The organism is Paenibacillus sp. J31R98, assembly GCF_056269245.1.
The window spans coordinates 46,546-67,835 of record NZ_JBWDNO010000010.1; the positions used below are offsets into that span (position 1 = coordinate 46,546).

The 21,290-nt window shown below is 48.7% G+C and carries 17 protein-coding genes; 4 read left to right on the top strand and 13 right to left on the bottom strand.

Annotated elements, in window-relative coordinates:
• Positions 1–9: 9 nt before the first annotated feature.
• The gene (locus AC0YNX_RS27085; RefSeq protein WP_475818825.1) at positions 10–1,161 is read right to left on the bottom strand and encodes a cation:proton antiporter; all 1,152 of its coding nucleotides are present in this window, start codon (positions 1,159–1,161) and stop codon (positions 10–12) included.
• A gap of 42 nt (positions 1,162–1,203) precedes the next feature.
• Here AC0YNX_RS27085 and AC0YNX_RS27090 point away from each other — a divergent pair, with 42 nt between their 5' ends.
• Entirely contained in the window at positions 1,204–2,046 is an 843-nt protein-coding gene (locus AC0YNX_RS27090) for a nucleotidyltransferase domain-containing protein (protein WP_475818826.1), read from the top strand.
• An 84-nt stretch (positions 2,047–2,130) separates the two neighbouring features.
• Complete coding sequence (locus AC0YNX_RS27095) at positions 2,131–3,711, top strand: methyl-accepting chemotaxis protein (RefSeq protein ID WP_475818827.1); 1,581 nt, start codon at positions 2,131–2,133, stop codon at positions 3,709–3,711.
• A 53-nt stretch (positions 3,712–3,764) separates the two neighbouring features.
• Here AC0YNX_RS27095 and AC0YNX_RS27100 read toward each other — a convergent pair whose 3' ends face one another.
• From AC0YNX_RS27100 to AC0YNX_RS27145, 10 genes are all read right to left on the bottom strand, one after another.
• Positions 3,765–4,679, bottom strand: coding sequence for a polysaccharide deacetylase family protein (locus tag AC0YNX_RS27100; RefSeq protein WP_475819009.1), 915 nt, complete (start codon positions 4,677–4,679; stop codon positions 3,765–3,767).
• 32 nt (positions 4,680–4,711) lie between these two features.
• A complete protein-coding gene (locus tag AC0YNX_RS27105; protein WP_475818828.1) occupies positions 4,712–5,695 on the bottom strand; it encodes an MBL fold metallo-hydrolase in 984 nt (327 codons plus the stop codon).
• Positions 5,696–5,855: 160 nt separating this feature from the next.
• On the bottom strand, positions 5,856–6,680 hold the full coding sequence (locus AC0YNX_RS27110) for a carbohydrate ABC transporter permease (RefSeq protein WP_475818829.1): 825 nt from the start codon (positions 6,678–6,680) through the stop codon (positions 5,856–5,858).
• A gap of 18 nt (positions 6,681–6,698) precedes the next feature.
• Positions 6,699–7,589: a carbohydrate ABC transporter permease gene (locus tag AC0YNX_RS27115; protein WP_475818830.1), complete on the bottom strand. Its 891-nt coding sequence runs from the start codon at positions 7,587–7,589 to the stop codon at positions 6,699–6,701.
• Between the two features lie 100 nt (positions 7,590–7,689).
• Positions 7,690–9,000 carry an ABC transporter substrate-binding protein gene (locus AC0YNX_RS27120; protein WP_475818831.1) on the bottom strand — a complete coding sequence of 437 codons (1,311 nt, stop codon included), beginning with the start codon at positions 8,998–9,000 and terminating at the stop codon, positions 7,690–7,692.
• Between the two features lie 253 nt (positions 9,001–9,253).
• Positions 9,254–11,554, bottom strand: a complete 2,301-nt coding sequence (locus tag AC0YNX_RS27125; protein WP_475818832.1) for a discoidin domain-containing protein — start codon at positions 11,552–11,554, stop codon at positions 9,254–9,256.
• Between the two features lie 103 nt (positions 11,555–11,657).
• A complete protein-coding gene (locus AC0YNX_RS27130) occupies positions 11,658–13,289 on the bottom strand; it encodes an extracellular solute-binding protein (protein WP_475818833.1) in 1,632 nt (543 codons plus the stop codon).
• 2 nt (positions 13,290–13,291) lie between these two features.
• Complete coding sequence (locus tag AC0YNX_RS27135) at positions 13,292–15,016, bottom strand: sensor histidine kinase (RefSeq protein ID WP_475818834.1); 1,725 nt, start codon at positions 15,014–15,016, stop codon at positions 13,292–13,294.
• Positions 15,013–16,398 (bottom strand): response regulator transcription factor, encoded by a 1,386-nt coding sequence (locus AC0YNX_RS27140; RefSeq protein ID WP_475818835.1) that lies wholly within the window; start codon positions 16,396–16,398, stop codon positions 15,013–15,015. The genes AC0YNX_RS27135 and AC0YNX_RS27140 overlap by 4 nt, the downstream gene beginning before the upstream one ends.
• 254 nt (positions 16,399–16,652) lie before the next feature.
• A complete protein-coding gene (locus AC0YNX_RS27145) occupies positions 16,653–18,224 on the bottom strand; it encodes a methyl-accepting chemotaxis protein (protein ID WP_475818836.1) in 1,572 nt (523 codons plus the stop codon).
• 162 nt (positions 18,225–18,386) lie between these two features.
• Here AC0YNX_RS27145 and AC0YNX_RS27150 point away from each other — a divergent pair, with 162 nt between their 5' ends.
• A complete protein-coding gene (locus AC0YNX_RS27150) occupies positions 18,387–19,154 on the top strand; it encodes an exodeoxyribonuclease III (RefSeq protein ID WP_475818837.1) in 768 nt (255 codons plus the stop codon).
• Positions 19,155–19,226: 72 nt separating this feature from the next.
• Here the strand turns inward: AC0YNX_RS27150 and AC0YNX_RS27155 are convergent, their stop codons facing one another.
• On the bottom strand, positions 19,227–19,877 hold the full coding sequence (locus tag AC0YNX_RS27155; RefSeq protein ID WP_475818838.1) for an HD domain-containing protein: 651 nt from the start codon (positions 19,875–19,877) through the stop codon (positions 19,227–19,229).
• The gene (locus AC0YNX_RS27160; protein ID WP_475818839.1) at positions 19,877–20,380 is read right to left on the bottom strand and encodes a CYTH domain-containing protein; all 504 of its coding nucleotides are present in this window, start codon (positions 20,378–20,380) and stop codon (positions 19,877–19,879) included. The genes AC0YNX_RS27155 and AC0YNX_RS27160 overlap by 1 nt, the downstream gene beginning before the upstream one ends.
• A 121-nt stretch (positions 20,381–20,501) precedes the next feature.
• On the opposite strand from AC0YNX_RS27160, the gene AC0YNX_RS27165 reads away from it, so the two are divergent.
• A complete protein-coding gene (locus AC0YNX_RS27165; protein WP_475818840.1) occupies positions 20,502–21,197 on the top strand; it encodes a metal-dependent hydrolase in 696 nt (231 codons plus the stop codon).
• The last annotated feature ends 93 nt before the right edge of the window (positions 21,198–21,290 follow it).

The window sequence follows — 21,290 nt, forward strand, 5'->3', positions numbered from 1 at the left end:
AGGCAGCGCTTAGCTGTCTGCAAGTGACCTCTTTTCTTCCCTGAAGAACACTTTCATCATCGGCGGCGTCACAATCGTTGTCACGAGCACCACGACGACAAGTACAGCGAACATGCTTTTCGAGATCAGAGCTTCCTCAAGTCCAATCGACGCAATAATAAGCGCCACTTCGCCGCGGGATACCATCGCAGCACCGATTCCAAGCGATGACCTCAGCCCAAACCCCGATAGCTTGGCGCCAATCGCCGCACCTGCCAGCTTCGAGATAATCGCAATGAGGCTAAGTACGATAATCAACACGTAGCTGCTGCCAGTCAGTCCATGGAACTCGACCGCAACACCGATAGAAGTGAAGAACACCGGAACGAAGATCGAGTAGCTGATGCTCTCCACTTTCTCGATGATTTCATGCTTGTAATCGGTCACGCTAATGGCAACACCTGCAATATAAGCGCCGATAATATCCGCAACACCGGTATATTCGGCAAAATAAGCATAGCTAAAGCAAAGGACAAGCCCCGCGGAGATGACCGTCTCCGTGACACGCAGTGACGAGAACCGCTTCAGGAACCAAGGCACCGCGAGCCAGCTGAACAATAGGGCTACTGCGAAGAAGATGCCCTTCTTCACAATAATCAGGCCAAGATTGACGTCGCCGCCGGTGAAGCTCATGACAAAAGCTAACGCGATTATGACCACGACATCGTCAATGACCGCCGCGCCGAGTATCGTCGACCCTTCCCGCGACTTCAGCTGGCCCATCTCTTTCAGCGCCTGAACAGATATGCTGACGCTCGTAGCAGAGAGCAACAGGCCGAGAAAGACCGCCTCGGCGCTCGTCATATCGAGCAGAGTCCCCGTTAAATAGCCAAGCCCGAACGGCACGATAATACCGGAGAAGCCGACATAGGCTGCGGATTTGCCGGTACGCTTGAACTCTGCCACATCCGTCTCAAGGCCCGCTATGAACATCAGTAAGATAACGCCGATTTTGCTAATTTCCTTCAGCACTTCCGTCTCATGAATAAGGCCAAGCACAGCCGGTCCGAGCGCAATGCCAATCAGCAGCTTGCCGAGCACGGAAGGCTGACCCAGCCGGACGCTGAGATGACCCGCGAGCTTAGAAGCGATTAGAATAATAACAAGTTGATAAATGAGCATGATCCAATCCCTTTCTTAAACAGATGCAGGAGGTTACACAAAATGAAACCGGAACAAATCATTGCCATGATTGCCGAGAAGCTTCGGAACGTGCAGGGCATCGAAGCCGTCGTACTTGGCGGCTCAAGAGCCCGAGGCACACACTCGCCTGCTTCAGATATCGATATTGGTATTTATTATAGCAATTCGGAGGCGTTAGATCTAATCGCCTTACGGGAGGTCGCATCCGAGATTCATGATGAGGGCCATGCTGTCTTGACGGATATCGGCGGCTGGGGACCTTGGGTAAACGGCGGAGGCTGGCTGATGGTGCAGGGCTGCGCCGTTGATTTCATCTACCGGGACCTTCAGCGAGTAGCCCGTGTCATGAACCAGTGCTTAGCGGGCGAAGTGACAATCGACTACCATCCGGGACATCCACATGGCTATACGAACGCGCTCTATGTGAGCGAAGTTGCGGTTTGCCGTATTCTATGGGATGCGACAGGCGCGCTTAGCAACCTGAAGGCGCGGACGACGCCTTTCTCGCCAATTCTGAAGCAAGCACTCGTGGAAAAGTTTCTATGGGAAGCAGATTTCTCCTGTTCGATTGCCAAGAAAGGCATTGCCCGCCTTGACATATCCTACATTGCAGGCTGCTGCTACCGCGCTGTCTCCTGTCTCAACCAGACGCTGTTTGCGCTGAACGAGACATATTGGATGAACGAGAAAGGCGCTGTGCTGATCGCAGACGATTTTGCAAGGAAGCCGCATGATTACAAAAACCGGGTAGATGCCGTATTCGCCGGGCTGTCACCGGATACTGCCAAGCTGGAAGTTTCGCTGCTGCAGCTTCATGCGCTTATTGAAGAGACGCAGCGAGTTGTAAAAACAAACACATTTTAAACAATTTTCACCACACTTCCTAAACACCTTTTGCCTATAATTTGGTTCAAGAGATTGGATCGATGTCAAAAAGGGGTTGTTCGGATGTGGTTGTTGCACAATGTCTCGTTAAAGAAGAAACTTAGCGGATTGCTTCTCATCCCGCTAGTGTTGTTTATAATCATCTGCCTCTATCTAATGCAGAAGAATGATCTAAATTTGAATGACATGAAAATATCGATGTACGACGTTACCGACCAATCGACATCGCTTATTCTGAACGCGGACCGCGACATGTATCAAGCGCTCGTCGCTTATCAGGCAATCGGCGCAGGCGGGCTAACGGATGAGGAACTGCAGAAGCAACAGCAGGATCTTAGCGATAATATTGCTCAGGCGACCGAACGTGTCGACAAGGCCGGCCAAATCTTGTCGGACAATAACCTACTATCGCGCGAGCATCCATCATCGCATACGACTGTACAGCAGAACTTGGAACGGTTCTCGAAGAACTTCTCAGCTTGGTCGGGCAACGCAACCAATCATACGAGCGATACGGCCAAGTTTGACGCAGCCAGGGAGAGCTTGAATGAGCTTGGCGAGTGCCTGGATAGTTACGCAATTTCGCAGGCGAAGCTCATTCAGAAAGCGAACCAGACATCTAATGAATTTATCTATATTGTCATCGCCTTGCTAACGCTGGCCATCGGGGTTATCGGCTTCGGCGTCATTCGGCGCATTACCCGATCGGTCGACATGATCTTGAACCGGACGAAGCGCTTCGCCGAAGGCGATCTGCTGGCAGACGCACAGACGGTTCATGATAAGGACGAGCTTGGCAGCATCGCGCAAGCCATCGATACAATGGCGGATGGATTGCGCCAGCTCATCAGCCAGGTCATGTCGGCGGCAGAGCGCGTAACGAACGCCGCAGCGGAAATTTCCGCAACGACGGATGAAGTGGCGCGCGGCAATATGTATCAGGCCGAATCGGCTCAAACCGCGGCCGAAGTCGTTACTCAGCTGTCGCAGGGCGTACAGCAGGCGCAGCACCGTGCGCAGGAAGCGACAAACTTAACGGTGGGGACGAACCAAGATGCGATCGAATGCAGCAAGACAGTCAGCGAGTCGCTCGCCAGCATGAACAATCTGTCGCAACGCATGTACGCGCTTGAGCAGGATTCGAGCCAGATCGGCAGCATTATCGAGGTCATCGACGAGATCGCCGAGCAGACGAACCTGCTTGCGCTGAACGCGGCGATTGAAGCGGCGCGTGCCGGCGAGCAAGGACGCGGCTTCGCTGTCGTCGCCGATGAAGTGCGCAAGCTAGCGGAGCGCAGCGGAGATGCGACGAAACAAATCTCATCCATCATTACCGGCATGCAGCGCAGCACGCAGGAGAGCGTGAAGGCCATGTCGACTACCGAAACCTTGTACAAACAGGCGGGGAGCGCGCTGGAAAGCATTGTGCACCGCGTCGGCGAAGTCACGCAGCAGACGAAGGAAATTGCCGCATCAAGCGTCACGCAAGCTGCGCAGTCGGAAGAAGTCATGAAACAGATTGAGGCTATTGCTTCCATCAGCCAGGAAGCTGCAGCCTCCGCCGAGGAGACGGCGAGCTCGTCCCAGACGTTAGGAATGCTGGCGGACCAGCTTACCACCGTCGTACGGAAATTCCGCATCTAAGTTGAAAGGCAGGCCCCTACTCGCAAGAATAGGGACCTGCCTTTGCTTTTGTTTCATGATCTTCGAAGCAGCTCGGCTGCCAGCCGCCGAACCGCATGGAATCGCGATTCTCGGCCATGCTTCGCGATATAGCTGTAATCCACGAGGGTCACACCGGCTTCCTTCATCGCTGCGTGCATATCATCATCGAGCATTAGCCGGTATTCCCATACCCGCTTCTCCCAGTGCGGAACGGATGCGATCATCGCCGGATCATCAAGACCCGGATGAATGTAGGTCTCGCTTATTCCTTCAGGCAGGTGATACAGCTTCGCGATCATCTCTTGCTTGAAGGACTCGTAGGTCTCTCCTTCCGTGGCCTCGAACGGATGAGACAGCAAGTAATCCGGCAGCGCTACGCCGAGCGTTCCCGCCAGCGCGGACGCTTTGCCTGCCGCCCGCTCCACGCCATCAATTGTCGCAAGCACGTCGTCCGCATGCACACGGCGAAAGATCCGGAACGGCAGCTTCCACTTCGCGCATCGCATCAGCACATGGGGAATATGGCTCCGCCCGGCGGCAATTCCATATAAGCTGCCCATATGGTTGTCGGCATGCGTAATGGTAATGCCCTGTCTCCGGACAAGCTCATACTGCGCGTCCAGCTCTTTCATGACCGCTTTTGTATTCGCGCCGCGCTCGAACTCCAACACCGACTTATACATATAGCCCTGCTCATCATGAAGCGAGGCATCACCGGTCAAGCTCTTCCAGCGAAGCGCATCGAATTCGCTCGTCAGCGTAAGATGCAGCCCGATATTGGACTGCCCGCGCTTCCTGCACCACGCCGCCGCTTCTTCAAAGCCAGACGCAGGCGCCATCAGCGTAGCGGACGATACTTTGCGCTCCTCAAGCAGATGCATAATCGCTGCGTTCATTGCCGCACTTTGGCCAAAATCATCGCAGTTGATGACGAGAAACTTCCCCATCTCCTTCATAGACACTCCGTCCTTTCCAAGGGCTACTTCCTCCACCAAGCAGCAGAAGGATAGTCTCCATTGCCTGCCTCGACGGTTTCCCCAATCTGCGGCGTTGCAATTGCGACACCTTGCGCGTGAGCCGCCTTCACTGCGCGTTCAACCGGGTCGGTCCAATCGTGATAGGCAAGCGTAAAAGCACCCCAGTGAACCGGAATCAGCAGTTCTCCCCTCACATCGATATGCGCCTGCACCGTTTCCTCTGGCATCATATGAATCGCCGACCATCGCTCGTCATACTGGCCGCATTCCATCAGCGTGAGATCAAACGGTCCGTACTTCATCCCAATTTCCTTGAAATGCGGCCCATAGCCGCTGTCTCCGCTGTAGAACACTTTATGCCGTTCGCCTGCGATGACCCACGAGCACCACAGCGAAGCGTTACGATCGAATAGTCCCCTGCCTGAAAAATGTCTAGCCGGCATACAAGCAAGCGTTAGCCCCGCCAGCTGAAGCTCCTCGCCCCAGTCATGCTCGGATATTTTGGCAGGATCGACACCCCAGTTCCGCAGCCGTTTCCCTACGCCAAGCGGAACGATAAACCGCCCCGCTTTGTCTTTTAGCTTGCGGATGGTGCCTGCATGCAGATGATCGTAATGATCATGCGACAGAATAACGGCATCCATAACCGGAAAATCCTCCGCTTGCAGCGGAAGCCCGCCGCTGTAGCGCTTGCCTCCAAACAGCGAAATCGGAGATAGTGCGCTCGCGAGCATCGGGTCAAACAAGAGCCGCTTGCCTTCGATCTCCAGCAGAAACGCAGAATGCCCGAACCACGTCACCTGTATACCCTCCGCTTGCGGCCGGCCCAGCAGCGACAACGTCTTGTACGGAATCGCCTGCGCAGGTTTGCGGTTCGGGCTGATTTTGACCATATCCCGAAGCATGCTGATGACCGACTTGAAGTTCATCCCCATCTTGGTCGGTATGCCATTGACAAATTTATTATTGTGCCGTGTTGAAGCCATCTGCAATCATGCCCCTTTAATTGTCCTAGCTCACTCCTGTTATTACCATTATAGTGTAAAGCGCGGCTCCAGCACTAGCGCGATCACAACTGCAACATAATTGAAAGCCGGACATTCTCCAACGCGGAGAACGCCCGGCTTTGCTTTAACAAAATATCAACTATCCTTTCAGCCCTGTAAGCGCAATGCCTTCAATAAATTGCTTCTGTAATACGAAGAACATCACAATCATTGGAATTGTCGCCATAACGGTACCCGCCATTAGAACGGGATAATTCGTAAAGTGTTCTCCATTCAGTGAGGCGAGGCCGGCTGCCAAAGTCAGCTTATCTGGTGAGTTGTTCACAATCAGCGGCCATAGCAGATCATTCCAACTGGCCAAAATCGTAAAAATACTTAAAGCGATAAGCCCCGGAACGACCATTGGCATCATGATTTGACTATAGATACGGAAATGATTGCAGCCATCGATCTTGGCGGCTTCCTCTACTTCAGTCGGCAGTATCATAAAAAACTGACGCAACAAAAAGGTCCCGAAAGCGCTGAATAATCCCGGAACAATTAGCGCCTTGATCGAATTGAGCCATCCCAGCTTCATCATAATGAGGTATTGCGGTATGATAAAAATCTGGTATGGAACCATGAGTACCGATAAGAACAATAAGAAGATTACGTTGCGACCTGGAAACTCAATTCTCGCGAACGCATAAGCAGCTAATGAGCATAGCAGCAATTGGCAGCCCGTTCTTATACCCGCGACAAAAGCGGTATTCCAGAAAAAGGTTGCAAAAGGCAGATTATCAAGAGAATCCCTGTAATTATTCCAGTTAAATGCACTCGGAATAATGACAGGTGGAACCGCTGTCGATTCCGTCAACGTCTTGAACGAGGTCAATATCATCCACAGGAAGGGCACGATCATAATAAAAGCGCCTCCTATTAATATCCCATGTATCGCAAACCTGGCAGCTTTACTGCTCCTCATCGATCAACTCCCGCCCTTCTAATCATAATGCACCCATCTCTTTTGCAAGCGAAATTGAACGGTTGTGATCACTAATATGATTACAAACAAGAGCATTGCAATAGCTGTCGCGTAACCTTTGTCTCCCGAGCTAAATGCATAATTGTAATATAAATAAACGACCGTTTGCACGGATTCCCTGGCAGCGCTCGGAGGCAGCATCATGTAGATCAAATCAAACACCTGAAAAGCCCCAATCAAGGACATTGTGGAAACAAAGAATAGGGTCGGCGTCAGAAGAGGTATGGTTACACGGAAAAATTGCATTAGTTTGCTAGCGCCATCGATGTCTGCCGCTTCGTAATATTGTGAGGAAATCCCTTGAAGTCCGGATAGTAGAATAACCATGTTGGATCCGATGGAACACCAAATTGCAACAATGATTACGCAATAGAGCGAAAGGTGAGGATTCGTCAGCCACTGAATTCGATCGATGCCGAATTCCCCAAGGATATAGTTGATGAGCCCATAATCGGCTTGAAATAACCATTTCCATACCATCGCAATGGCAGCTGCCATCGTCACGGCAGGCAGGTAAAACAATGTACGGTAAGCCTTTAAACCTTTCAATTTCTTCTGATTCAAAAGCACAGCGATGATAATAGATATTGCGATGCTCGCCGGTACCGTAATCACCGTATACACCAATGTATTTTTCAATGCTAACAATAACTCTTTATCATGCAGCATTCTTTCATAGTTTTGTAATCCGGACCATTCGTATTTACCGAATGCCCCCCATTTGGTCATACTTAAATAAACGGATTGCAATAATGGCCACATATAGAAAATAAACAAGCCCAAGAAGGTAGGCGCAATCATGACGTAAGCCCACAAGTAATCTTTGCGCTTCATGCTGTTGATTCTCATCGTGTCCCTCCCCCCTTCTCAAAAAAACGACATTCAAGAGCAGACGCCATTCACGAGAAATAGCGTCCGCTTATGCAACCCAGCATCTAATATCAAGTAACTATTGTTCTTCTTGAAGCGCAGCGTTCATAAATTTGGCCAGCTCTTTCGATGCTTCTTCTACTGTCATTTGGCCAGCCCATGCTTTGCTGAACAGCTCCCATTCTTTATCCTGCCATTTAGCCGTATTCTTCGAGGATGGCAACGGTACGGCATACTTAGTGGAATCAATATAGGATTGCAGGTTGTAGTTCGGATTGGACTTCACCCAAGCATCTTGCGTTCCATTAAATGCCGGAATCGTTGTACCTGTAGAGCCTAGAATCTCTTGCGCTTCCTTGGAATCCAAATAGTTAATCAGCTTCCATGATTCTTCAGGATGCTTCGTATTCGCGGACATCGCGAAGCCGAGACCATGAATGATTGTAGCTTTCGTCTTCTCGTGCGGCAATTCCGTAACGTTTACCACATCTTTGATCGTCTCGTTCTTGCCGAACTCCGATTGTATCCATGAGCCCCCGAAATAAAGCGCTGATTTACCGGACTCAAACATGGTTACGCCCGGCGTTTCGCTGAGCTGCGCTGCGGTAGGCGATATTTTCTCAGCGATTAAATCTGTCCAGAATTTCAATCCTTCGATCGTAGCCGGCTGATCAAAGCCGGACGTTTTCTTGTCGGCCGAGATCGCGTAACCGCCATTCTGATAGATCGTGTTGTAATAACCGCCCTGATTCCACAAATCCGCCGTAAATCCATAGATTCCTTTTGCGGGATTTGTCAGTTTTTTTGCGGCTTCCTTAAATGTATTCCAATCCCAAGTCGCATCGGGATAAGAAATTCCGGCTTCGTCGAACAGTTTCTTGTTATACCACAATCCGATCGTGTCGAAGCTAAAAGGCAGTGCATAGCTTTTCCCGTTGTACGTATAAAGATCGACTAAAGATTTCGGATAATTGTTCAGATCCATGCCGCTAGCTTGAATTTGATCCTGGAGCGGCGCAATGACATCGTTAGAAGCATATTTCATGAAGTTAGGCCCATTCATCCATAGCACGTCTGGTAAAGCTCCACCAGTTGCTGCTGCTTCCATTTTCGTCCAGTACTGATCCCACGGTGTTAATTCGACCTTCACTTCGATATTCGGATTGGCTTCGTGGAATTTTTGAAACATGGTTTCAAATGTAGGAACTGCATTCTTATCCCATAGCCCAAAAGACAACGTTACTTTCTCATTCGACGGAACGCTCGAGTTCTCGGTTTTATTTGCCGTAGGCGATGAGTTGGTTGCATCACCGGGCACTTCCGTCTTGTTCGAGCATGCAGTAGCAACAGTCAATAACATCACAGACAACAACAACAGTACTCTTTTCATTTCAGACCCTCCATTTTGTATATTGCAGCAATGCGGAGCATTTCCGCAGCCATAAATAAACTATATTAAATATTTCTCCTTCCGAAGTTATCTAGGGTCTTATCTTGGGTGTACTTTCGTCTTTATGAAGGACACGGGTTGAAATTTCTAAAGACGATAATGCACTTTTTTCAAGATGAATAGTTGCGTTCTTTATCATCCAGAAACATAAAAAAACCTCCTCCTTATCAAATCAAGGAGGAGGCCATCTCTATTACTTTCTAAAGTTTCGCTCTACAACAATGCTCGAATCTACCGTCGAAATCGTCTCAAGCTCATCAAGTGTTAACGGAGATAACGCCGCATCCCATGCTTTTACGCCTGCAGCTGTGTAGTTCGTAACCAGCTCGCTTGCAATCATTTCACTTGGCGAGTTTAATCCGTCGCTTAAATCCCAGACTTCGTTGACCGTGGTGTCATTCGCGTTCAAGGTCACCGAATTCAAGGAATTACTTTGCAACCGGTTCTTGATTTGCTCCGAGAGCCATAACCCTCCGGCCGGCGGCGCGTCATTGTTTCCGGCATTTCTCGAGAAGTTCACCCAGAAATTCAAATCGTCGAAATTAACGTTCGGATAATAGTGCTGCACGAGGCTTCTAAAATTTACGTTCAGGTTGTTATCGACCAAATTATTAATATTCGTTCCCCACTGCAGCATCAAGAATGGCGCATATCCCTCTTTGGATTCATAGAAAGGATGTGTATTCATATAAGGGTTAATGACAACACCTTGCAGCGGGATGTTGTTTTTCTTGTAAAACGACAGCATCGCGTGTGGAGCAATTCCCCATAAATTACTCGTGACCGAGTCGATTGCTTCTAAGGATGGAACAGCACTGACCGCCGTAGCAACATAACTGTCGATTTGTTGCTGGAGAATGCCGCTTTCCCAGTCTTTCAAATTTAGCGAGCTTGTAAGCGCATAATCATTGAAGTCCTTCACTTTATAATTCAAGTTGACCAGATTCTGATACTCTGGAACGCCGGCAAAATTAAAGCCTAGATAGATGTCGCCGTTTGCCGTTGGACCTGGCGCCGCACCCTTAGTGAGCACCTTCTTAACCAAGCTCTCGCCGCCGTTGCCTACCGCTCCGACGAACACGATATTTTTGACATGATGCTGTTGCAAGAATGAGACGTACGCCGGAGGCAAGTCCAGCAATTCCATCCAGGCAACTCCCTCATTAACGGATGCGTCGGAGCCGAACATGCTGTAAACCGACAATCCTTTCGAGATGGAATAGTCTTGAACGGACTGAAGCTGCTGAATCGTGTCTGCGCTAACCAAGAAATGCGTTGGCAAGAATGGCGCTCTAAGCGATCTGGATAAATAAGGCGCACTGAAGCTGCCCGTGCCCATTAACACCGTATCAAAATTTGTTGTAGCGCCGAACTCTTGATTATAGAAATCAACGGTCTGTTGTACGGAATCGACTAAGAAAGACGGCGTGGCATGAATCGAAGTCAGCATGCCACCGGTCGTATTCCACATTTGCGATGTTCCCGCACCTAACGATTCGCCTGCTTTCTCAACTGCCAAACCTGCGCTCATATCGCCGTCCAGTTTATACACAGGTAGATCGTTATAGACTTCTTTATCGATTGTATAATTGTATTTTTCTGTTACGTCGGTAATTCTGAAGAAGGTTTGATAGGACTCCCAAGAGCTGCCGTTAGCGAAATTGTATTGCATGTATAATCCGTATGCGCCAGGCGTAAATCCGCTAGGAACCGTCCAGACCGTACTATTGGATTGATTATACGATTGGCCAGGATTCAGCTTAATATTCGCGCCGACTTGTTGCTCCAGTTGTAAATAGTAAGGAGAGGTCAGCCCAAGAATTTTCGCTTTCACGCTCGTGACATTATACTTGGTTACGTCCGATGTATTCGTTAATTTGTAAGAAACTTTGATTGCATCGCCTGCCTTGTAAGCAGTCTTATCAAGCGAAACGGCTTCCAATTTAACTGGATGCGGGGTTCCCATCGTACTGATCGGATACCCATATACTTTAAAATCGGTCATATGCGCAATGCCATTGGCCGAACCGAGTGTATAATTCACCCTAATATATCTTGCTGCCACGCTGGCATTGTATGTATCTCCGGCATCCGTCGAAACCGAATTTCCTCCTTTGATCGCAATCGGCGTCCAGTTGACTCCGTCCATGCTTCCCCGAATATAGTATTGATAGAACCGTGATCCATCCACATAATTACGAAGCACAATCTGATCAACGTGATGCGGGCTTTGCAGATCGATCTGCCACCACGTATTTTTGCGCTGATCGCCCAGGACGGAGCTCCAATAGCCATTGTTGCTCGCATCGGCATCGTTCGCCAATTCCGGTCCATGTCCCGGCTCGGAATCCAGCGCCGTCGTCGGCTTGCCCTGACTGATCAACGTCGAGGCTGCATGTGCCTTTCCTCCCGGAGACCAAATGCCTGAAGCTGTAATGACGATTAATACAACCAGCATGAACTTACTGAACTTCCAATCCTTCTTTCGAATCACTCTGATCGCTCCCTCTGAATGAATTCATTTGCCGAGAGGGTTATTCCCGCAACGGTAATTCGACTATAATCAATAAAACCGTTTTCCAAGTGAGATATAGTCTCTATTTAGGTGCACTATTGTCTTTGATTTCCGAATCGATTTCACTGATAATTTGACTTCCACCCATTTCTTCCCACTCTTTTACGAATTGATCAAAGTAATCCAGAGGTTTTTCGCCAAGTATAATGCTATAGTAAGCTTCCGACTCCAATTTCTGCAGACTAGACCATTTTTCTTTCATTGTTCTAGTCGTCGCCGTAAATTCATTATTCACGAAATGAATGTTTTCGTTCAGCGCTGCCCCTCCATAGATATAAGCGTATGGGGCCATCCAATCTCCGATATCAAATCGATCGGGGTTAGCCAGCACCTTCTGCCAGGATACGTAGTGCCTCTTTATTTCCGGATCCAGCAAGTTAAGCGGCTTATTGCCTGCCAATGCGAGCATCAGATCGTTATGCTTGCGCTCAACCGCGTCTGCGTAGTCGAATGAAGTATAAAGGGGATAATAGGACTGATCGACCGACAAATCCAGTTTCGCGGCATCGGGATCTTGATAACGCTGAATATTGACAAAATTATTGAGATAAACCATCAAGGCTTCGGGATGCTGTACTTGCTTCCTCACTACGATAAACCATTGATTGACGTCGGATGCGCGTGAATAGATTTGACCGTCCGTGCTTTTAATTGCATAGGCTCGCCATACTGCTTGTTTGTTGACTTTCATGGCTTCATTGAGAGGATACCACGGCGACCACCAAGCTCCGAAGAACAACCCGCTTTTCCCATTCGCGATAGCGTCTTGTGGCTCGTTCTGCAAATAAAATTCAGGGTTTACCAAGCCTTTGGCGTACATCTCGTGTAACTTGCCCAAAGCGAATTTAGCCTCGCTTGCCGTTGAACCGTAGACGATTTTCCCTTGTTTGTCCTTCAACCATATTCCGGGAAATGCGTGATAGGCGGCAAATAAACCGGTGAAATCCATGCTTCCCGTCTGGGAAGCGATCTCTTCCGAGTTTCCCGTTAATCCTATCGTGTCCGGGGCGCCATTGCCGTCAGGGTCTTGATCCTTGAACGCCTTGGCTATCCTGGTCACATCTTCCATCGTTTCGGGCGGCTTCAGTCCAAGCCGATCAAGCCAATCTTGACGAACCCATAACATGCTGAAAGCGTCTGCTTGAATGCTCACGTTAGGAATTGCCATCAGTTTACCTTTAATCGTTGCCACTCTAAGCGGCCGGCCTCCGGATGACTCGTAAATTTTCTTAATTAAGGGAGATGCGTATTGCTTATAAATTTCGGATAAATCCATAATTTGATCGTTTTTGGCCATCTGCTTAAACATCGTTTCATTCACGATTGTCACATCGGGAATGTCATTGGTTGCCACCGCCAAGTCTAATTTATCCTCATAATCCGGATCGGTAGCTGCCCATAGTACTTTGAAAGATATGTTTGTTTTATCAGTAAGATATCGGGTATACGTATTGTTTTCCAGCGTATCGCCATTCGGAAGCGGTGCATTCGGCTTAATCTGCTTTACGATCGTCATTTCGACCGGATTAGGCATGCGATAGATGTTAGGAGTTACCGACGAAGAATCTGCTCCTTTCAAATCGCTGAAGCATCCACTTAAAGTTCCGGTTAGTAACCACAAGATTGAGAGTTTCGCTGCAGGTTTTAAAGTCATAATTATGCTCCCCTTACCACACTTATCGAAATGGGTAGACGCAGATGAATAGATGTACCTACCCCTGTCTCGCTGTCGATCGACATATCTCCATCCACTCCGAATTCCAAAACCATGCGTCGAACGAATTGCAGTCCTACTCCCATGCCAGCTTGTCTCTCATAAGGCACGCCAAGCATGATCTTGTTAATCTCTTCCTTGCTCATACCCCGCCCATCATCTCGAACGCAAATGGCGACATGATTGGGTCCGTGTTTGGCAATCGTTACTTCGATGGTCCCGTTAGAAGAGAGTCCATGATAAATCGCGTTTTCAATGAGGGGCTGCAGAATAAAGCGGGGAATCGATAAATTAAGTACTTCCGGGTCAGCATTCACTTGGATATTGAAATTGAATTGATACCGGCTTCTTTGAATATGAACATAGTTTTCAGCATTAGCGATTTCAGTTTTAATGGTAGCCGGACCGCTCTTGCCAAGATTGTAATGCAATACTTTCATGATGGCCGTAATTAATCGATCAATTTCTCTCTGACCAGTCGCTCTAACCATCCACCTGATCGTATCAAGCGTATTATGCAAGAAGTGAGGGTTAATCTGATTCAGTAGCTTTTCCATTTCAAGCTGGCTCTTCTTTTTCTCTTCCACCGCCAACTCGTCCAACAATTGAACGATGCGGGTTCTCATTTGATTAAAATCCGAATGAATGGAGTCAAACTCGAGGATATTAACCGATTGGATGTGCATATTTAGATTATCGTGTTTGATATGGCGTATACTCTGGCTTAGCATCCGCAGCGGATGGTAAAGAGATCGCCAAATACTTATTCCAATCAGAATGCCTAAACATAGTATGAAGATGGTCAATAAAATATATTTGATCACCCAACTCCGAATTTCGGACTCGTACGCGGCTTTCGGAATCGTTGCAATGACTTTCCACTCTTGATTGCTAGTTTCTTCAAAAACATAATAATCCCCGATTGTACGCGTAGATAAAGACGATTGCGGATAAATGGAGCCAATAGGAAATGCTTCAGGATTCTCGCTATACGAAATGATCCCATTATGACCCACGATCAGATGGGAGGCATCCCCTCCAATCGTGCCGTTCACAAAAAGATCGTCTCCTAATCTCAAGTTGGATTCAATATAGACGTATAAATCCTCTCGGTTAGGCAGATTGACTTTGCGTACAATGGAGATCACCTTTCTGCTCAGAACCGTGCTCATCGTCTCATGGGGACCATAATAGGTAATCTCGTTAAATTGATCAAAAACCGGTAATTGTTTGATTAATGCCGTATCTTTAATCGGATTGTTCTCGAACAATATTTCTCCGCTATTCTTGTTAAAATAAAACAACAGTCCAATGGAGGGATTCGTAGATTGGATTAAATTCAGCTGCGTTCGAAAATTATCGTAGGCCAGTTTCTTATCCAGAGAAGTCGTAGTTAAGTATTTCTCCAGATTCTGTCCAACTTGACCATCAAATGCAAGTTGTTGGGAGACATGATTTAATTGGCTAAGCAAGTTGTCGAGCGACAATCTGACTTGGTGAAGGTTACTTACCATCCCGGTTTCTGTTTTGTTTTCCAGGATCGAAATCATGGAGAAGTAGGAAATACTGCCGATTAATAAGATAGGGGTCAGCACGCTTAAAACCAAGAAAAGGATTAAGCGATTCTTAAAGGAGTATGGCATGAAAGATTTCCCGAATCTGATCAAGACATCTCCACCCTTCGATAATCGCTTGGCGTCACGCCGACGATAGCTCGAAAAACTTTGCAGAAATACTTCTCGTTCGGGTAACCGGATTGATAAGCGATCCAACTAATTGACTTCATGGTTTGCCTTAACAGTTTCTTTGCATGCTCGATGCGATATGTACGTATATAATCATTGCATGTTGTGCCCATTAAATCATGGAAACACCTACAGAAATAACTTCGGCTCATATTAGCGCGTTTTGCGACTTCCGGAGTCGTTAAATCCGCTTGAAATTCTCGGTGAATATAGTCGACAGCCTTCATAATGTCACGGATGACATCTTCCGAGTACGAATGCTTATTCATGGTACTGAGCATATTGTCTTTAACGTGCTGCAACCAGTTTCGCACATCCTCCCAGCAATTGAAGCGCAAGGAATCATCAGGTTTGACCACATTGAAGCCGTACATCTTCGTCCACTTCGTTGCCAAATTATAAAAATAAGTTTCCAAAATAATGCTGGTCGGCTTTAATTCAAACAATTGGTCCACCATGGTGTGAAACTTATCTTTGTCAATAATCCATTGTAAAGAAACCCACTCTTCTTCCATTTCGAGTAGTCGCTTTTGGCCAAATGCCCCGAACGTGAACATGTCGTTTATATCGAAGCTCTGAATAATATAGGGATTGGCTTGTGTATATAAATAAAATAGCGATTCACGGAAGTTTCGGACAGCAGCATTAGCCTCTTCTAGTGTTTTTCCTCGTATATTTGTCCATTCAACAATGGACAAATAAGGAGGCAACATATGTGCCTCCAATACTCGTTTAACGTTTAAGCCATCCCTCTCCCTCTCATCCTCCAGCCAACAAATCCCGCTATCAATATAAGAGGCACGGAGCCCAGCAAGTTGAACAAACTCGTCCATTAAGGCAGGACGGTCATCGCAACGCAGATGATATAATGCATATTTGCGATCAACAGAAAGTTTTGCACTTGGGGAAAAATGATTTTGATTGAATCGATCTACTACTCGACTTAGTATGGCGTCCATTTGGTCCAATTCTAGATCGATCTTCATGATATAATCCAGCGCACCAAGTCGAAGCGCTTCCCGGACGTATTCGAATTCCTCGTAGAAAGTGAGCACAACCGTACCGATCTCAGGATGCTTTACACTAACATGCTTCATTAGCTCTAGTCCTGACATAATCGGCATAGACACATCCGTGAATATAAGTTGAACCTCATGATTTGCCAGAAACTCAAGCGCCTCTTCGCCGTTTGGCGCTTCACCGACGACGACAAGGCCGAATTGTTGCCAGGGCATTATGCTGATGAATCCTCGTCTAACCAAAGTATCATCATCTACAACCAAGACTTTGATCAACCTTTCCATGCCCCCGTTTAACCATATATTTGAATGCGCTTGCAATAGTTAGTCACAAGTCTATTCTTCATAATCGATATCTCTACCTCGACTCCCTCTATCTATTCGCATCATACGATTTTTTGTAGAAGTTGGCAATTTGGTTCACCAGCCCCCTTTCGGGACTTTCACCCTAGAGATGACGCCTATGCTAGGCTACAACAAAAGCCGGGTCCCTCCAAAAAGGAACCCGGCCTAGCTTCTTGCTGTTGATATACCTTCAACTAGTCCAATTTAAATGTCGATACCGATTGCTCGATCTTCGATGCAAATCCACTCATATTGCGCATGAGGGTGACCGCTTCCTGGCTTCCTGCGGCGGATTGCTGGCTGCCCGCTGCAATGGTCTCAACCGCGCTTAATATATTATTAGATTGCGAACTTTGCTCTTCCATAGCAGCTGCAATCTCAGCTACTTTCTCCGTAACGCCTTTAATTTGCGTCAAGATCATATCGAAGGTTTCACCGCTTCTCACAGCGACTGCGGCGCTTTCTCTTGCTGCCTCTGCACTTAGGCCCATATTATTCTGCATGGACTTAATGATGCTGGAGATGTCCTTCGTTGCTTCGCCACTGCGTTCAGCCAGTTTTCTGACCTCATCCGCAACGACTGCGAAGCCTCTTCCTTGATCCCCCGCCCGTGCCGCCTCAATGGCTGCATTAAGTGCGAGTAGATTCGTCTGCTCCGCAATATCATTAATGACTTCGATAATTTGGTTGATCTTGACGGAATCCTCCACGAGCACCACTACTTGATCGTTCAGCTTATTCATGCCCTCAACCGATTTCGAAATGACCTCATACCCAGATCTCGCCAGTTTCTCCGTCGTATCGGACATGGTCGAGACATTCTCCGCGCTGCTCGCGACTGTCTCCATCCCTATATTCAGCTCATGCATGAGCTCATTAATGTTCAGTGAAGCTTGCGCCTGATTGCTGCTGCCCATGGCGATTTCCTCGGCTGTTTTGGTCGTGTTCATCGCGATCGCCGCCATATTCCTCGAAGATATAGACAACTCGCTAATGAATAATCGGTAATTCTCCAGCATCAGGTTAAACGAGCGGGATAGCTGCCCAATCTCGTCCTTGCCCCCCTCAGGAAGACGAGCTGTCAAGTCGCCTTCATTGTGAGACAGCTCTTCCAGCTTCGTAACGATGGAGCGAAGCGGTCGCATTTTGCGAGACAGAACGAGAATGGAAGCGAACATGCTGATTGAAACAATAATAATAATGGCTGTGACGAGGTAGAGATAATTGTACATGCTCTTCTCCGCAGCGGCGCTCTCTTGCTCTGCACGGGAATTCATCTGGCTCTGAAAGGCTGTAATCGGCTCCATAATGTGCTTCTTGTCCGAATCATACTTCGGATCGAACATCAGATGACGCGCTTTATCGTAATCGCCCTTCTCTACCGCTTTCATCGCCTCGTCTTCGAGTTTCACAAGCGAATCCGAGTTATCCTTCGCTTGCTGAATGAGATCGAGCTCCGACTGCGGCGCCTGAAGCTCCTTCAGCCGAGCCACAATGCCGTCGCGCGTCTTCGTCTCGTTAACTTCTTTCCAGTAGTTGTCATAGTGCGTCTTGTCGCCAAACTGAACGTATTGGCGTGCCTCATTCGTCAAATAATCGGACGCGTTCGCAAGATCAATACCGAGCTGCTTGAATTCGGCCTGTCTGGATGTCGCTTCCTTAACGCTGGTGTAGTTCTGACTTAGCAGGATAACAGAGACGACAAGCAGCGTGGAGAGGAGTGCGAACAAAATACCTATATACCTGAGCATTCTTGAAATAGACATCCATGTATCCCCCTATGACTGATATGATTCTGGTTCATCATAGCAAACCGAGGTTAAATTTGTATGGAGCGTTTATTTAATTTCTGTTAGGCTTCCACTTGGGCAGGATCGGTGTGCTACACTTAGAGGCATACAAGCTGCAGCAAGGAGATTGGACTAGAGATGAAACTCGTATCATGGAATGTAAATGGGCTGCGCGCCTGTGTGACAAAAGGGTTTTATGATTATTTTGCCGAGGTAGACGCGGATCTGTTCTGCTTGCAAGAGACGAAGCTGCAGGAAGGCCAAATTGAGATGGAGCTTGGCGATTCGTACAAGACGTATTGGAATTATGCGGAGAAGAAGGGCTACTCGGGTACGGCTGTCTTCACTCGCGTGGAGCCGCTGTCCGTTCGTTATGGTATGGAAGAGGATTATGAGCCGGAAGGCCGTCTGCTCACGCTCGAATTCGAGGGCTTCTACCTCGTTAACGTCTACACGCCGAACGCCAAGCGCGATCTGTCGCGGCTGGATTACCGGCTGGAATGGGAAGAACGATTCCGCCGCTACTTGGTCGAGTTGGACGCGAAGAAGCCTGTCATTCTATGCGGCGACCTGAATGTTGCACATGAGGAGATTGATCTGAAGCATCCGAAGCCGAATCTCGGCAACTCCGGCTTTACGCTAGAGGAACGCGAGAAGATGACGCTGCTGCTCGGCGCTGGCTTCACCGACTCGTTCCGCCATTTCTACCCGGACCGTACGGATATGTATTCATGGTGGTCATATATGCCGAAGGTGCGCGAGCGGAACGTAGGGTGGCGGATTGACTATTTTGTCGTCTCGGCAAGGCTTGAGCCTGCACTCATAGACTCGCAGATCGACTGTCACGTCATGGGCAGCGATCATTGTCCGGTAGTACTCACCTTAAACGAAGATACGATAGGCTAAGGCAAAAAGCCGGGAGTCCCCCGTCCCATGACGAGGATACTCCCGGCTTCTTGTCTTCTCGTGTCGTGCAGACTAGCCGTCCGTGCCTTCCCACTCCTGCATGAACTGCGCAAGATACGCCTCCATATACTTATGGCGCTCCTCTGCAATTCGCTTCGCAGCTGGCGTATTGATACGATCCTTCAGCTTCAGCAGCTTCTCATAGAAATGATTTATCGCCGTATTTCTTCCTTCGCGGTACTCCTTCGGCGTCATTTCATCGCGCGGGGCGAGGGCAGGATCATACATGGAATCACCCTTCCAGCCGGCATAGGTGAAGCAGCGCGCAATGGCGATGGCTCCGATTGCATCGAGCCGGTCCGCATCCTGCACGACTTGGCCTTCAATCGTCCGCATTGGCGGGTTCTTGCCGGCATTGTAGGACATGTTCGAGATAATCTCCATCACATGCGTGCTGTCAGTCTCACTTAGCACTTGTCCATTCAGCCAGCTGCTCACTTTATGAAGTCCCGCCTCCTTCGACGGATTCAGCTTCTCATCCGCAACGTCATGGAGCAGCGCGGCGAGAACGCATAGGAACACGTTCGCGCCTTCCTCCTTCGCAAGCCGCTCCGCCATTCGCGCGACGCGATGGACATGCCACCAATCATGGCCTGATGTGTCGCCTCCAAGCTCAGCTCGGGCGAGCTGCTCCGCCGCTTCGAGAATATGCTGTTGCTCCATCAGCTCTGCCTCCTTGTCTGCAGATCACGCCACACTTTCTTATTACTGTATTCCTTTGCCGTACTTATATCTGGCCCGAACCAGCCCGGCGGCGTGAACGCCAGCGCTTCCGCTTCGGACTCGAATTCAACCTCCAGCACCGTTAGTTGAATCTGGTCATAGATGTCGATTTCGACCGTGGTATCTCCCCAGCGTGCCGTAATGCGGTTCTTCGTCAGCGGTATGGCTTGAAGGGCTTGCATGACTTGCTCATAGAGCCCTTGCGAAATGTCATATTCAATCTCTTCCCGAACGAGTCCGCCGCCGGATTTGAACGTATGCGTGAAATGCACGGTATCCGTCGCCAAATCCACAATTCGGCGCACCCGCAGCTCCTGGCCATCCGCTATTGCGAGATAGGTCTGTTCAATACGCTGCTCCGATAGAATGACAAGCTCACCCGATTGAACAAGCGCCTCCGGGTAGACAGGCAGCAGAAATTTGCGTTCGACTTCAAGCGCCATCTTCTTCTCTCCTCCTTTGATCAATGAAACATAACATAGCTATTATAGCCCAAATTGATTCCGGCTCCATATTCTGGCACACTTAAGAAGTGCCCAATTCTCCCTAAGGAGTCGATTACTTGTGAAAATCACTTATCATGGCCATGCTTGCATTCAAATTCAAACCGGGGACAAATCGCTCATTATTGATCCCTTCTTAACTGGCAATCCGGTCGCCGTGCTTTCGGCAGATTCGATCAAGACCGACGCTGTCCTGCTGACGCACGCGCATGGCGATCATATCGGGGATGCCGCGCCAATTGCAACTGCGAACGATGCTCCGGTTGTCGCGATTGTTGAGCTTGCCACGTATATGTCTTGGCAAGGCGCGAAGACCATTGGCATGAACATGGGCGGAACCGTCGATCTCGGATTTGCTAAAGCGAAGATGGTCCAAGCCTTCCACAGCTCCGGTATCGTCGATGAGGCCAACAAGCAGATTCTGTACGCAGGCATGCCAGCAGGTTTCCTCGTCTTTGCCGAAGGGCTTACGATTCTCCATGCCGGCGACACGTCGCTCTTCGGCGATATGAAGCTGATTGGCGACCGTCACAAGATTGATGTCGCCTTCGTGCCGATCGGCGACCATTACACGATGGGACCGGAGGATGCTCTGCAAGCTGCGGAGTGGTATAACGCGAAGCTGGTCGTGCCGATCCATCACAGCACATTCTCGCTCATTAACCAGGATGCCGAGCAGTTCGTCAGCCAACTCGAAGCTCGTGGTTTGAAAGGGAAAGTAATGGCTCCGGGCGATGAGCTTCACGTAGAAGGATAATATAGTTAGTTAGTGTTTGAATAACGTCCGTTTCGACTGCCCGATTAGAATCAGGCAGTCGGAACGGACGTTTTGTTTGTGCGAGGATTTTCA

Bases quoted from the DNA above. Each gene is read 5' to 3' on its own strand.
- AC0YNX_RS27155 (WP_475818838.1), bottom strand. From the start codon at position 19,877: ATGGAGCAACAGCATATTCTCGAAGCGGCGGAGCAGCTCGCCCGAGCT.
- AC0YNX_RS27130 (WP_475818833.1), bottom strand. From the start codon at position 13,289: ATGACTTTAAAACCTGCAGCGAAACTCTCAATCTTGTGGTTACTAACC.
- AC0YNX_RS27120 (WP_475818831.1), bottom strand. From the start codon at position 9,000: ATGAAAAGAGTACTGTTGTTGTTGTCTGTGATGTTATTGACTGTTGCT.
- AC0YNX_RS27095 (WP_475818827.1), top strand. From the start codon at position 2,131: ATGTGGTTGTTGCACAATGTCTCGTTAAAGAAGAAACTTAGCGGATTG.
- AC0YNX_RS27090 (WP_475818826.1), top strand. From the start codon at position 1,204: ATGAAACCGGAACAAATCATTGCCATGATTGCCGAGAAGCTTCGGAAC.
- AC0YNX_RS27160 (WP_475818839.1), bottom strand. From the start codon at position 20,380: ATGGCGCTTGAAGTCGAACGCAAATTTCTGCTGCCTGTCTACCCGGAG.
- AC0YNX_RS27105 (WP_475818828.1), bottom strand. From the start codon at position 5,695: ATGGCTTCAACACGGCACAATAATAAATTTGTCAATGGCATACCGACC.
- AC0YNX_RS27110 (WP_475818829.1), bottom strand. From the start codon at position 6,680: ATGAGGAGCAGTAAAGCTGCCAGGTTTGCGATACATGGGATATTAATA.
- AC0YNX_RS27150 (WP_475818837.1), top strand. From the start codon at position 18,387: ATGAAACTCGTATCATGGAATGTAAATGGGCTGCGCGCCTGTGTGACA.
- AC0YNX_RS27115 (WP_475818830.1), bottom strand. From the start codon at position 7,589: ATGAGAATCAACAGCATGAAGCGCAAAGATTACTTGTGGGCTTACGTC.
- AC0YNX_RS27085 (WP_475818825.1), bottom strand. From the start codon at position 1,161: ATGCTCATTTATCAACTTGTTATTATTCTAATCGCTTCTAAGCTCGCG.
- AC0YNX_RS27145 (WP_475818836.1), bottom strand. From the start codon at position 18,224: ATGTCTATTTCAAGAATGCTCAGGTATATAGGTATTTTGTTCGCACTC.
- AC0YNX_RS27100 (WP_475819009.1), bottom strand. From the start codon at position 4,679: ATGGGGAAGTTTCTCGTCATCAACTGCGATGATTTTGGCCAAAGTGCG.
- AC0YNX_RS27140 (WP_475818835.1), bottom strand. From the start codon at position 16,398: ATGGAAAGGTTGATCAAAGTCTTGGTTGTAGATGATGATACTTTGGTT.